This is a genomic window from Bizionia sediminis (assembly GCF_042684585.1).
Taxonomy (GTDB): domain Bacteria; phylum Bacteroidota; class Bacteroidia; order Flavobacteriales; family Flavobacteriaceae; genus Algorimicrobium; species Algorimicrobium sediminis.
This window is the reverse complement of the sequence record NZ_JBHULS010000001.1, coordinates 781385-793951: the sequence shown is the minus strand read 5'-3', so window position 1 is coordinate 793951 and position 12567 is coordinate 781385. Positions and strand designations below refer to the sequence as shown.

Genomic DNA, 12567 nt, shown 5'->3' with positions numbered 1-12567 from the left:
ATTTTAAATAGGTTTATGCTTTTAATAGCGGTTCAAGAACCTCCCAAACGGTTTGCGCCAGAATTTTATGACCAGCTTTATTAGGATGAATTCCATCGGCTAGGTTTAGCTTGGCAATACCGCCAACGTCCTTTAAAATAAATGGAATAAATAACAAGTTGTTGCTTGTAGCCAAATCGGCATACAGCCGCCTAAATTCGGTTGTATAGGCCTTGCCCATATTAGGTGGCAACTCCATACCAGCTAAAATTATTTGTGTTTTCGGACTTTTTTCGCGAACCACATCTATAATGCTTTGTAAATTGGCTTTTGTTTCGGTTAATGGCACACCTCGTAAGCCGTCGTTGGCACCAAGCTCTAATAAAAAGATATCTGGCGCCTGCGAAATAACCCAATTAATACGACTTTTTCCTCCAGCGGTTGTTTCGCCACTAACGCCCGAATTTACAACCGTATAATCTAACTGTAAACTATCTATTTTTTTTTGAAGCACGCCCGGAAAAGCATCGTCTGTGTCGTCTAGTCCGTAACCAGCCGTAATACTATCGCCAAAACATAAAATCGTTTTGCTGTTAGCCGCTTCATTTAAGACATTTGTAGATGTTGTATTTTGATTCTCGGGCCGTGTATCGGTTTGCTGTGTTTTGGTATCAGCACAGGCAAATAAGGTAACTGCCATAAGAAAATAACAAAACTTTATGAGTTTCAGCTTTCGGTAAATTGGCAGGTTTAAAGGCAATTGATTATTTTCGGCGGTGAACATAAGGACGCTGTAAATTAAACATTATATGTCAAAGATATTAAAGATTACCGGGCTAGAAAAAACTTATAGCAGCGGTAACAAACAATTAACGGTTTTACAAGATATTTCGTTTGAAGTAAAAACAGGACAAACATTTTCCATTGTGGGACCTTCGGGCAGTGGTAAAACCACTTTGCTGGGGCTTTGTGCTGGTTTGGATACGCCCAACAAAGGCGTGGTAGAATTATGCGGACAAGATTTAAGTCTGTTAAACGAAGATGAGCGCGCGCAATTACGAAATAAAGAGGTTGGCTTTATCTTTCAAAACTTTCAATTATTACCAACGCTCACAGCCTTGGAAAATGTAAGCGTGCCATTGGAATTGCAAGGCTCTAAAAAAGCAACGGCAACAAGCAAAACACTTTTAGAAAAAGTTGGTTTGGCAGACAGGCTGCATCATTATCCTTCGCAATTATCTGGAGGCGAGCAGCAGCGTGTTGCGTTAGCCCGTGCCTTTGCCAACGCGCCGGCTATTTTGTTTGCCGATGAACCCACAGGTAATTTAGATGCCGAAACTGGCGAAAAAGTCATTCAGCTATTATTAGATTTAAACAAAGAAAATGGCACCACTTTAGTTATTATTACACACGATTTAGATCTGGCCCATAGAACCCAACAAATACTGCAATTAAAAGGCGGTAAAATAGTAACCAATCAACCTACCTCTGTCTAGTGAAAACATCTTCCAACGCCAATAAATTAGAATTTTTGTGGTTAGTAAAAATGGCTTGGCGCGACGCCAAAGCTAGTCGGGTGCGCCTATTGCTGTTTATGGCTTCCATTATTTTGGGTATTGCTGCCGTGGTGTCTATACAGTTGTTTAGCACCAATTTAAAGGATAATATTCAGGCCCAATCTAAAACCTTAATGGGAGCCGATTTTATAATTGAAACCCGACAAGAACCAACCGAACGTGCAAAAGCTATAATCGATTCGTTACAACCTAATGCCTACGAGGTACGCTTTGCATCTATGGTTTCTTTTCCAAAAAATAATGGCACAAAATTGGTGCGTGTACGCGGCATTGAAGGTCCCTTTCCATTTTATGGCGAATTAACCACCAAGCCCGTTACAGCAGCAACAAGCTATCAATCCGATGGTGGTGTTTTGGTAGATGCCACCTTAATGTTACAATTTAATTTACAGGCAGGCGACTCAATTAAAATTGGAAATATTACCCTCCCAATAGCAGGTGCTTTAAGCGCAATACCAGGTAATAATGCTATTTCAAGTTCGGTAGCGCCACCGGTAGTTATGCCTTATCGCTTTGTGGCAGCCACTAATTTATTGCAATTTGGTAGTAGAAAAGAATTTCAATATTTCTATAAAGCTTCGGATACCCTTAATTTAAAACGTTTGGAGCAGTCCGTATCGCAAAGACTGGATATGGAAAATGCCGATTTAGATACTCATACAAGTACCACAGCCCGCATAGGCAACAGATTTGATAATGTCGGGAAATTTTTAAATTTAGCGGCTTTTATTGCCTTGCTATTAGGTTGTATTGGTATTGCTAGTTCGGTTCATATTTATGTAAAAGAAAAGCTAAAAGCCATTGCAGTTTTAAAGTGTATGGGTGCTTCGCGCTTACAAAGTTTTATTATATTTTTAATTCAAATAGGGGGAATTGGTTTTCTTGGAGGCGTTATAGGCTCGGTAATAGGAGTGGGGCTACAGGCGCTGTTTCCGTACTTTTTGAAAGAGTTTCTTCCTTTTACCCTAGAAATTTCTATTTCATTTCAGCCTGTATTTATAGGTGTGGTATTAGGCGTGTTTATGTCGGTTTTATTTGCCTTATTACCACTTTTAAGAACCTGGTATGTTTCGCCTTTAGATGTTTTACGGGTAGACGAACAAGGCGCGCAAGAACCCCGGAGTGTTCGCTACTTTGTTTTCGGGATCATTTTAATATGTTTATTTCTATTTACGTTATGGCTTCTTAATAACGCACTTTACGCTATTATATTTGTATTGGCAACGCTTTTAACCTTTGCGTTATTGGCGGGGGTAGCCATCGGATTTATAAATTTAATTAAACGGTTTTTTCCCAAACACTGGCATTTTACAGCTCGCCAAAGCTTGCTTAATTTATTCCGGCCAAATAATCAAACCGTTGTATTAGTGGTAGCCATTGGTTTAGGAACGTTTTTAATAAGTACCTTGTATTTTACAAAAGATATTTTGTTGGTCAAAACAGATGTTACCCAAAGTAGCGCCAATGCCAACATTATTATTTTAGATGTTCAGCCAGATCAGCGAGAAGCGGTGCAACAAAGCATTGCAGAAAAAGGCTTACCGGTTCTAAATAACATAGCCTTGGTTACCATGCGCATGCATAGCTTAAAAAATAAATTAGTCAATACCATACGTCAGGACAGTACGCGCCAAGTGCGCCGTTGGATTTTAAATCATGAATTTAGAACGACTTACAGAGATACGCTTTCAGACACCGAGCGTATTGTAAAAGGTAACTGGATAGGACAAGCGAATTCCACGGGCTTAATTCCTATTTCTATATCAGAAAATTTAGCCTCTGATGCAAATTTAGATATAGGCGATTTGGTAACCTTTAACGTTCAAGGCGTGTTGTTAGAAACGGAAGTAAGTAGTATTCGGAAAGTGGACTGGACGCAAGTACAGCTAAATTTTATGGTGGTGTTTCCGGCAGGTGTTTTGGAGCAAGCCCCGCAATTTAGCGTCCTTACCACACGCGTAGCCAACAATACTATTGCAGCCAATTTACAGCAAGATTTGGTTGCCAAATACCCCAATGTGTCCATTATTGATATCCGTCAAATTTTTACCGTTGTGGAGGATATATTAAATAAGGTATCGTGGGTTATTAATTTTATGGCATTTTTTAGCATACTTACGGGTATTATTGTGCTTATTGGTTCGGTAAGAACGAGTAAATACCAACGTATAAAGGAAAGTGTTTTGCTGCGAACTTTGGGAGCTAAAAACAAGCAAATTTTGCAAATTTCGGCCTTCGAATACATGTTTTTAGGGTTGCTAGGTAGTTTGGTAGGCATTTTACTGGCTTTAATAAGCAGTTTCTTTTTGGCCATTTTTGCGTTTAAAGAACCTTTTATGCCGTCTGTCATTCCCTTTGTTGTGTTTTTGCCTGGTATAACCATATTGGTGGTGGCAATAGGCTTGAGTAACATACAATCGGTGTTGCAAAGCTCGCCTTTAGAGGTGCTTCGCCGAGACGGTAACTGATGTATGCAGTATATAAGGTGAAAAAGCTAAAATCTGGAAATAAAAAACCGCTAAATAATAGGGTACACGTTAAACAAAGCCCAACGTTGGGATACCAAAAAACGCTAGAATATCAAACCATTTTTACCAATGTTGCGGCGAAAAGTTTTTTAAACTAAAATCTAGAAAACTATTTTGAATGTTTCTTATTTCGTTTTACTTAAGCCTGAAATAAACTCATAGCTAGTGCGTCGTGTAGATGTTGCTACAAGTATAGGATTGTAGCAATCCGTTGATAGGACTTTTGCTGCGATAGCGTGTTTTAAGTAATAAAACCCCATGTGTGTTTGCTTTTGGGTTTTTACATACATGACCATTCCAACCGTCATCATGCCAAGCTAATCTTAAAGACATGTGTATCTATATATTATAATTTTATTTAGCATTCAATTCTAATTGTTTCGCTCTATCAGCTATTAATGCTATTAGAATACTTTTATTTTCCTCACTTAAAAAGCTACAGGCAATTAATTCTTGCCATTGCTGCATGCCTTTTTCTATACGATTCCATAGGTTTTCAATAGCTTTAGCAGGGATTTGTGCTTTGGCCATGGCTTCGTTAAAATCTAGACGTTTAATTTTTCGCTTTTTTCCGTTGAGGTTAAGCGCTAATTCTTCTTCATCTTCCGGAACCAATAATTTAACCGCTACCATATCATAGGCTGGTGCCAATGCATAGTGTTTAAGGTCTTTTGCAATGAGTGAAAAGTTTTTTAAATGCATATCGTTATTTCCAATAAGGAAAGAAACAATAACTTGCTCATAAAATTTTACGGCATCCAGTAATGGGTTTTGAGCATAGGTTATTATGCCTTTTGCAATTTGTTCATAAGATCCACGATATTTATGCTCTGTGAGTCGCTCTGTGAATTGGCAGGCATCTTCCATGGGGTATTTTTCGTTATTGGCAGTTCGATCTATACGCTTGGTTAAATAAGCTAAAGCACCATCTTTTAATGGGATTAATAAAAAGGGTACTGTAGCTATGCCACAAGTTTGTGCAAATAACATAGATAGTGCTTCAATTTCTGGCATCTGTGGATACAGATGGAATGGTGGTTTTAAAATGTACCTACCATGTAATGCACCTACAATGGTTAAGCGATTTTGAGCATTTTCTTGAGTGAAACCTAATGATAATTTTGGTTGTACACCAGTAACGATGATGCGTTGTGCTACGTTTTCTTTTGCCAACGCTTCGATTTGAGACATCTCATACTCTAATTGTAGTACAGGCGTGTCTTCTTGCCAAAATGCTGTTAGGCAGTTTTGATGGTAGTTTATGTTACCACCTTCTAGTTTTTTGTGACATGCTAAACAGTAGTTCATACGTTCTCTATAATGCTAATATTGCCAATACAATCTCTACATGTGGTTAATAATAAGCCCATGCGGTCTCTTGGATTTATTTTCCAATTTTTATGTGCAATGTCTAATAACCAGCCTTCTGGGATTAACCCATCGAAGAACGGGAATAGGTATTCGGCACTAAACGATTCTTCTTGTAATGGTAACGTTAAACTCACTGCTAATGCGCTTTCATTTTCTAGGTATGCTTTTTCATACTTGAAATGATAGCCATTATCGTCCTCGGTTAATATACCAGCCAAGGTTTTATTTACCCAAATTTCTCCTTGTCTCATCGCTTATAGGTGTTGGTGTTAGTGTGTGTCCAAAAAATAATAATACCTGATTTACTTTATCGGTCATTAGATTTGGTTTTCCTTGTTCGAGTTCGCGTATAAAACGCAAGCCTACACCTGTAAAGTCTGATAACGCTACTTGTGTTAGATTTGCTTTTTTACGTCTATCCCTTACAAATTGGGCTATGGTGTTTTCTCTATCCCATTCCATTGTATTATACCTTTATGGGTACAATTTAGTAAAATATTTTATAATTATACCTTATAGGGTGTAAATTTTGTAATTGTATTGTATTTATACCTTTAAGGGTGTAGTTATGTAAGGAATTATTTGTTCACTAGTTTAACGTGTTCATTGACAATGAACATCAAAGAATAATGAACACCACATTAATTATGTCTTAAAAATACGATCCTATTACTTTCGTTTGTCTTTTGAATTATTATTAAAGGCTATTAGATTGAAAGATTCTCTTAATCTGCTTCTAACTCGATTGCCATAATGATGTTCTAGTTCTGATGCAGATAGGTTAGTGGTGAGATGGGTCTTGACTTTTTTAATGCGATTGTTTACATTTCAGAACTCTAGTTATGAACGCCTTGCAATGCCAGTTAGAGCGGTACTGAATAATTTTTATTGTTGCTGTGATGGGGTTTTTGCGCGAATTGTTGGTAGTTTTTTTTTGGATCCAGTTTGTTTAAAAAGTAAGAAAAAACTTAAAAAAACAAGCGTCATTTTACGCTGTATGCATTTTGTGTGCACTAATAAAAAACAAAAAAGCCGTAAAAGTCAAAACGACGTTTACGGCTTTAGTAAAGCGGAGAAAGAGGGATTCGAACCCCCGGAGGTGTGACCCTCAACAGTTTTCAAGACTGCCGCATTCGACCACTCTGCCATTTCTCCCAGTGTATCGCTGTGGGTTATTACCCCAATGCGGGTGCAAATATAGCAACCTTTTTTCATTCTTTCAAAGAAAAAATCTGAAAATTTTAAAAACTATTTTCGCTGCTTCGGTAATAAATTTAGCTTCTGTTAGTTGGATAGCGTTTCAAATCTTATTTTTGCATAAATAATAAAAAGGATATGAGTATTATTGGACCGTTACAATGGCGCTATGCCACAAAAGCTTTTGATACTTCAAAAAAAGTATCGGCCGAAAAACTAGATATTATAAAACAAGCCTTTAATTTAACCGCTACATCCTACGGCTTACAACCTATAAAATTGGTAATTGTGTCTAGTAAAGCCCTGAAACAGCAGTTGGTTCCCATTGGTATGAACCAAAAACAAATAGGGCAAGCTTCGCATATTTTAGTATTGTGTATTCAAACCAATATTGATAAGGCATTTGTAGCTAACTATTTTCAGCGCGTGCACCATATTAGGCAAACACCAAAAACTATTTTACAACCGTTTCAGGATTTTTTGATAGCCGATTTTGAATCTAAAAATCAAGAAGCTGTTGAAGCTTGGGCAGTAAAACAAGCATATTTGGCCATGGGTAATTTGTTAACAGTTTGTGCGGTAGAAGGAATAGATGCCTGCCCCATGGAAGGGTTTAAACCAGAGGAAGCAGATGCGCTATTAGACTTACAGTCGCAGGGTTTAAAATCGGTTTTATTACTTCCTATTGGCTACCGCGCTGATAACGATATGTTTGCCGATTTTAAGAAAGTTAGAAAACCCATTGCAGAGAGTATAATAGAATTGTAACTTTAAAATTTAAAAAATTATTGTTATGCCAGGATTTGAACTGTTTGGCGATGCTGAACGTAAGGAAGTGCAAGATGTTTTAGATAGCGGTGTTTTAATGCGTTATGGCTTTGATGCTATGCGCGAAGGCCACTGGAAGGCCAAAGACCTAGAGCACACACTGCAAACTAAATTACAAGTAAAACACGCGCACCTGGTTTCCAGCGGTACGGCAGCGGTATCGGTTGCAATGGCTGTAGCTGGTGTTGGGGCAGGAGACGAGGTTATAATGCCTACGTTTACCTTTGTGGCCAGTTTTGAAGCCATTATGATGCTAGGCGCCATTCCTGTTTTAGTGGATATAGATAGCAGCTTAACGTTAGATCCGCAAGCAGTAGAGGCGGCCATTACGCCAAAAACAAAAGCTATTATGCCTGTTCATATGTGTGGAAGCATGGCCAATTTATCCGCTTTACAAGCCATTTGCAGCAAGCATAATTTATTGTTAATTGAAGATGCCTGCCAAGCTATAGGCGGTTTTTATAAAGGCAAACCCTTGGGTAGTATTGGTGATTTAGGTTGCTTTTCATTCGATTTTGTAAAAACCATTACTTGCGGCGAAGGTGGTGTAGTAGTAACAAACAACACCAATTATTACAAGCATGCTCATGAATATACAGATCATGGTCACGACCACATTGGCATGGATAGGGGAGCCGAAGCACACCCATATTTAGGTTATAATTTCCGGATTTCGGAATTACAAGCAGCCGTGGGCTTGGCGCAAGCCAGACGCTTGTACGATTTTGTGGCCATTCAGAAAAAACACTATCAGCTTATTAAAAATATTCTGGCTTCCATACCAGAGCTGCGCTTCCGAACAGTTCCTGAAGGTGGCGAGGAGAGTTATGGATTTTTAAATTTCTTTTTACCAGATTTAGAAACAGCTAGGAAAACAATGGCAGGATTTAAAACGGCAGGTGTGGATGCGTGTTTTCATTATTTCGACAACAATTGGCATTATATCCGTAAATGGGATCATTTAAAAAACTTAAAAACACTTTATCCTGTTTCGCCCGAGGTGAAAGCTGGATTGGCCTATTTACAAACGAAATCTTTTGAGCAATCTGACTTATTTATAGGCCGAAATATTTCGTGCTTAATAAAACTTTCATGGACAGAGGATATGGTGCTAGAACGTGCTCATAAAATGAAGACTGCCATTTTGGAAGCCCTAAAATAAACCTAAACTTTAGGCAAATAAAAATGGCTTTCTGTGTATAATAACAGAAAGCTATTTTTTATGTAGTATAACCTATAAGTTGACAAAGCAAAAAATTACCAACCCAAGTTATAGAAGTTTTATTTGTTAATAAGGAACGTGTTCCACAATTTCCAATCCGTAACCAATCATGCCAACACGCTTGGTTAACTGACTGTTGGAAATAAGGCGTAGTTTATGAATGTTTAAGTCGTGAAGAATTTGGGCACCAATACCAAAATCCTTGGAATCCATCTCTATGCGTGGTGCTTTAACAACAACTCCTGCTTCCTGCGAATTTTTAAGGACATTTAAGCGCTTTAGAAGGTTCATGGAAGCCGACTGCTGATTAATAAAAATAACAGCGCCTTTACCTGCTTGGTTAATAACCTTAAACATATCGTCTAATTTCTGATCGGCGTTATTGGTTAAAGTGCCTAAAATGTCATGGTTTACAAGAGTGGCATTTACACGCGTAAGAACAGCTTCATTTTTAGTCCAGCTTCCCTTTGTTAAGGCGATATGCACTTGGTTATTGGTAGTTTGGTTGTAAGCACGTAAGCGGAAAGCGCCAAAACGGGTTTCTAAATCGAAGTCTTCAATTTTTTCAATTAACGAATCGTGTTGCATACGGTAGGCTACCAAATCTTCAATAGAAACAATTTTTAAATCGAATTTTTTAGCCACTTCCATAAGCTGTGGTAAACGCGCCATAGTGCCGTCTTCGTTCATAATTTCAACAATAACACCAGCTGGTTTTAAGCCGGCTAGTCGGGCAAAATCTATGGCTGCTTCGGTATGTCCCGTGCGGCGCAACACACCACCTTCTTTAGCTACTAATGGGAAAATATGTCCTGGTCTGGCTAGCTCAAATGGTTTAATAGAATCATCTACCAACGCCTGAATTGTTTTTGCACGATCTGCAGCTGATATCCCAGTGGTAACACCATGCCCACGTAAATCTACAGAAATAGTAAAGGCCGTTTCCATGGGGTCGGTGTTGTTATGAACCATCATATTTAACTCCAAAGCTTTACAACGCTTTTCGGTTAAAGGTGTACAAATTAAACCACGGCCATGCATAGCCATAAAATTTACCATTTCTGGGGTTACCTTTTCGGCAGCCGCAAGAAAATCGCCTTCATTTTCTCGGTTTTCGTCGTCCACAACAATTATAACCTTGCCATTTCGGATGTCGTTAATAGCATCTTCTATAGAATCTAACTGAAATGTTTTATTGTTGTTTTTAGTGTTTGTGGCTGTAGACATAACGCTGTTTTAATTGAGGTGCAAAGATATTGCTTATTTTAAAGGAAATGAAAAGACTTTATTTATTTTACTTTTAATTATGAGGTGTTTTAGCGGATAAAAAATAAAACCTAACGTTAACACCAAAGGATTTCTAGAGGGTCTAAATGTGGTTACTAGCTTGTTTAATTTCCAACTGTTTTTTACCGTTAAAGCAAAATACACCGTGTAAACGACTGCAGCTATGCCGCTAATTTGCAAACCAATAGTGGCAACTTCTGCTAACTTGTTGTTTTTTAGTATAAAATATAATACAAACAATACTACCGCTACCACATAACAGATATACGCAATATTGGCATGAATTTTATAATCTTGAAGCGTTTTGGTTACGGTTGCTTGTGTACTGGCATCTAGGTTTAGACTTTTAGGAGCTTCCTGATTTGTTTGATTGGTTTTTTTATCTAATTTGAATAATTTTTTTAGCGGCTCAGTTATGTGGTCAAATTCAAATAAACCACGGTCTGCTGTGGCTCGTTTGGTTAAATAGTAGCCTAAAGGCAACATGATTAGGGTAGAAAACCAAGCTGCAAATACGGGATTTAAACTACCGTCTTTAGCACTATTTTTGGCAAAAATACCAATGAAATGATAGGTTAAAAACAAAAATATTGCAATTACCATAGGCAAACCAAGACCGCCTTTTCTAATTAAGGCTCCCAGCGGCGCTCCAACAAAAAATAAAATAATACACGCAAAGCCTAAAGCTAATTTTTCGTGCAGTGCTATAATGTGCCTGTTTAACCAAATGCTTCGTTCTTTAAAATACTGACTTCTTACAGCTATTATCTGGTTGGTGCTTTTTAAGGAGTTTAAAGCCTGATCCAGCATCTGAATTTTTTTTCGGTCGTCGTATAAATCTAATACATCCCCGTTAAAGGTAGAGTCGATGCTTTTTTTAACAGTTATACCGGTGTTTAGAGCTGGTAAGTTGGACCGGTTGTACAAGCTGGTGGCAAAATCTGAATAATCGTTTTTTAAGGCCAGGTCCAACGAATCGATAGTGTAACGTAAATCGGCTATATTAAGCATATTGTATTTATCCGATACATTTTTTTCGTCTAAATCGCTACTGTTTAACTGCGATAAATCGATATTTATGGTGTACTTCTGAAAATAACTGGTAACCATAGGGTGCCTGTTTCTATCGTTGCGATCTTTAGGTGGGGTATCGTCGTAAAAGTAACCATCGTATAAAATAAATTGTAACAAATCGGAATCTTCTTCGCCTATTAACTCTCCCGTTTTGGCAACAATGGTAGTGGTATTGCTTCTGTTAGCACTGTTTTTTTTGTGCATAACAACACCTTCCAAATAGCGCCCATTTTTACCAGATTTTTTGTTCACTTTAATGGTGTAATCCATTACATCATTAAACTGCCCTTCGGCAATAACCATGGCTGGTTTTAAGGTGGCTATGTTTTTTCGAAGGTTATGCGAGTTAAATTCTGCCCATGGAATAACATTGTTAGCAAAGAAAAAGGTTATTATACCCAAGCCAACAATAAAAATACTTAAACCTCTCATGGCTCGTTGCAGCGAGGTTCCGGTAGACTTCATAGCAGCAAATTCGTAATTTTCTGCAAAGCTGCCAAATACCATTATGGAGGCCAATAAAATAGTTAAAGGCAGCACCAAAGGCATTAATTTTGGTGTGAAATAGAATAGAAATTTTAAAATAACAATGAGGTCTAAATCCTTGCCTGCCAATTCTTTTATGTACAACCAAATGGTTTGCAACACAAAAATGAGCATGAGTATAATAAAGACACTAAAAAAGGTTTTTAAGTACGTGGTAAGTATGTAACGGTCTAGTATTTTCACACCTTTAAATTTTCCTAATCATTGTACACATTAAAACTACCTAAAATTTAAAAGTTCTGAATACAAACGTTGTATTTAGGTTGTTACAGGGGGTTTTTAGCAGCATTAATCTAGCTTATTAATGTAATGATCCTTGTATTTATTGGCGTCAAAGGTAAATAAGGTTTTTGAAAGCGGTTCGTTAGTTTTAAAAGAATTAACGGTTAAGGTTGTTTTTGTACTGTTTTTCCCGGTTTCTATTAGGTTATAAATATGAAACGTTTGGGCATCAATACCAAGAAGAATATTTTTAATTTCTGAATTTGAATCGATTGGGGTTAACTTAACGTACTGAATTTTCCGCCCTTGCACATTCTGCATGATATCCATTTTATAGGTGTAGCCGTCTTCGTAAAACGATAGCATTTTGCTAGGTGTAATGCTGTTTTCGTCTTCGGTATTGTTGGATGAAATGGTGACTTCTTCATCGTCTGGACTAATGCTATATAAAGTTTTGCCATCAAAAATTCGGGTAATTCCCAAAATATTTAAACGATATTTATCGCCTTCAATGACCACATCGCCACGAGTTTCCTGACGAATGTTTTCTTTTTCGTTGTGTAAAGCGTATTTAAAATCGATTGAAATATTGTTGTAACTCTTTACTTTTTTAGACACTTTGTTCAACAATTCTTTTGCCTCTTTATCTTGCGCAAATGAGAAGGAAGTAGTGAGCACTAAAAATAATACCAATAATTTTTTCATTCTGTGTGTTGTTAGTTTAAACGGTTTTAAA

The 12567-nt window shown here is 37.5% G+C and carries 12 protein-coding genes, 1 tRNA gene and 1 pseudogene; 4 read left to right on the top strand and 10 right to left on the bottom strand.

Annotation, left to right across the window (positions count from 1 at the left end; translation table 11 throughout):
• Positions 1–13: 13 nt before the first annotated feature.
• Positions 14–679 (bottom strand): arylesterase, encoded by a 666-nt coding sequence (locus ACFSQP_RS03555; protein WP_376891821.1) that lies wholly within the window; start codon positions 677–679, stop codon positions 14–16.
• Between the two features lie 109 nt (positions 680–788).
• On the opposite strand from ACFSQP_RS03555, the gene ACFSQP_RS03550 reads away from it, so the two are divergent.
• Together ACFSQP_RS03550 and ACFSQP_RS03545 are read left to right on the top strand one after the other, a co-directional pair.
• The gene (locus ACFSQP_RS03550; RefSeq protein WP_376891820.1) at positions 789–1475 is read left to right on the top strand and encodes an ABC transporter ATP-binding protein; all 687 of its coding nucleotides are present in this window, start codon (positions 789–791) and stop codon (positions 1473–1475) included.
• Positions 1476–1525: 50 nt separating this feature from the next.
• Positions 1526–4024 carry an ABC transporter permease gene (locus tag ACFSQP_RS03545; RefSeq protein WP_376892116.1) on the top strand — a complete coding sequence of 833 codons (2499 nt, stop codon included), beginning with the start codon at positions 1526–1528 and terminating at the stop codon, positions 4022–4024.
• 185 nt (positions 4025–4209) lie between these two features.
• On the opposite strand, the gene ACFSQP_RS03540 is transcribed toward ACFSQP_RS03545, so the two are convergent.
• The 6 genes and pseudogenes from ACFSQP_RS03540 to ACFSQP_RS03515 form a co-directional block, all read right to left on the bottom strand.
• Complete coding sequence (locus tag ACFSQP_RS03540) at positions 4210–4395, bottom strand: hypothetical protein (RefSeq protein ID WP_376891818.1); 186 nt, start codon at positions 4393–4395, stop codon at positions 4210–4212.
• A gap of 43 nt (positions 4396–4438) precedes the next feature.
• The gene (locus ACFSQP_RS03535) at positions 4439–5392 is read right to left on the bottom strand and encodes a HipA domain-containing protein (protein ID WP_376891816.1); all 954 of its coding nucleotides are present in this window, start codon (positions 5390–5392) and stop codon (positions 4439–4441) included.
• A complete protein-coding gene (locus ACFSQP_RS03530) occupies positions 5389–5706 on the bottom strand; it encodes a HipA N-terminal domain-containing protein (RefSeq protein ID WP_376891815.1) in 318 nt (105 codons plus the stop codon). Before ACFSQP_RS03530 ends, ACFSQP_RS03535 begins: the two co-directional genes overlap by 4 nt.
• Positions 5678–5917, bottom strand: a complete 240-nt coding sequence (locus tag ACFSQP_RS03525; RefSeq protein WP_376891813.1) for a helix-turn-helix transcriptional regulator — start codon at positions 5915–5917, stop codon at positions 5678–5680. The genes ACFSQP_RS03530 and ACFSQP_RS03525 overlap by 29 nt, the downstream gene beginning before the upstream one ends.
• 207 nt (positions 5918–6124) lie before the next feature.
• Positions 6125–6265: pseudogene (locus ACFSQP_RS03520) on the bottom strand (ATPase); the annotation flags it as partial.
• Positions 6266–6525: 260 nt separating this feature from the next.
• A tRNA-Ser gene (locus ACFSQP_RS03515) sits at positions 6526–6610 on the bottom strand.
• A gap of 180 nt (positions 6611–6790) precedes the next feature.
• Between ACFSQP_RS03515 and ACFSQP_RS03510 the strand changes: the two genes are divergently transcribed.
• Positions 6791–7420, top strand: a complete 630-nt coding sequence (locus ACFSQP_RS03510) for an NAD(P)H-dependent oxidoreductase (protein WP_376891812.1) — start codon at positions 6791–6793, stop codon at positions 7418–7420.
• A gap of 25 nt (positions 7421–7445) precedes the next feature.
• Positions 7446–8642: a DegT/DnrJ/EryC1/StrS family aminotransferase gene (locus ACFSQP_RS03505; RefSeq protein WP_376891810.1), complete on the top strand. Its 1197-nt coding sequence runs from the start codon at positions 7446–7448 to the stop codon at positions 8640–8642.
• 126 nt (positions 8643–8768) lie between these two features.
• Here ACFSQP_RS03505 and ribB read toward each other — a convergent pair whose 3' ends face one another.
• The 3 genes from ribB to ACFSQP_RS03490 form a co-directional block, all read right to left on the bottom strand.
• Positions 8769–9929 carry a 3,4-dihydroxy-2-butanone-4-phosphate synthase gene (ribB, locus tag ACFSQP_RS03500; protein ID WP_376891809.1) on the bottom strand — a complete coding sequence of 387 codons (1161 nt, stop codon included), beginning with the start codon at positions 9927–9929 and terminating at the stop codon, positions 8769–8771.
• 33 nt (positions 9930–9962) lie between these two features.
• A complete protein-coding gene (locus ACFSQP_RS03495) occupies positions 9963–11792 on the bottom strand; it encodes an LptF/LptG family permease (RefSeq protein ID WP_376891808.1) in 1830 nt (609 codons plus the stop codon).
• Positions 11793–11897: 105 nt separating this feature from the next.
• A complete protein-coding gene (locus tag ACFSQP_RS03490; RefSeq protein WP_376891807.1) occupies positions 11898–12536 on the bottom strand; it encodes a LolA family protein in 639 nt (212 codons plus the stop codon).
• Positions 12537–12567 lie beyond the last annotated feature (31 nt).

What these genes read in the sequence shown, in the direction of transcription:
- ACFSQP_RS03555 (WP_376891821.1), bottom strand. Translation starts at nt 679, where the DNA reads ATGGCAGTTACCTTATTTGCCTGTGCTGATACCAAAACACAGCAAACC.
- ACFSQP_RS03550 (WP_376891820.1), top strand. Translation starts at nt 789, where the DNA reads ATGTCAAAGATATTAAAGATTACCGGGCTAGAAAAAACTTATAGCAGC.
- ACFSQP_RS03545 (WP_376892116.1), top strand. Translation starts at nt 1,526, where the DNA reads ATGGCTTGGCGCGACGCCAAAGCTAGTCGGGTGCGCCTATTGCTGTTT.
- ACFSQP_RS03540 (WP_376891818.1), bottom strand. Translation starts at nt 4,395, where the DNA reads ATGATGACGGTTGGAATGGTCATGTATGTAAAAACCCAAAAGCAAACA.
- ACFSQP_RS03535 (WP_376891816.1), bottom strand. Translation starts at nt 5,392, where the DNA reads ATGAACTACTGTTTAGCATGTCACAAAAAACTAGAAGGTGGTAACATA.
- ACFSQP_RS03530 (WP_376891815.1), bottom strand. Translation starts at nt 5,706, where the DNA reads ATGAGACAAGGAGAAATTTGGGTAAATAAAACCTTGGCTGGTATATTA.
- ACFSQP_RS03525 (WP_376891813.1), bottom strand. Translation starts at nt 5,917, where the DNA reads ATGGAATGGGATAGAGAAAACACCATAGCCCAATTTGTAAGGGATAGA.
- ACFSQP_RS03510 (WP_376891812.1), top strand. Translation starts at nt 6,791, where the DNA reads ATGAGTATTATTGGACCGTTACAATGGCGCTATGCCACAAAAGCTTTT.
- ACFSQP_RS03505 (WP_376891810.1), top strand. Translation starts at nt 7,446, where the DNA reads ATGCCAGGATTTGAACTGTTTGGCGATGCTGAACGTAAGGAAGTGCAA.
- ribB (WP_376891809.1), bottom strand. Translation starts at nt 9,929, where the DNA reads ATGTCTACAGCCACAAACACTAAAAACAACAATAAAACATTTCAGTTA.
- ACFSQP_RS03490 (WP_376891807.1), bottom strand. Translation starts at nt 12,536, where the DNA reads ATGAAAAAATTATTGGTATTATTTTTAGTGCTCACTACTTCCTTCTCA.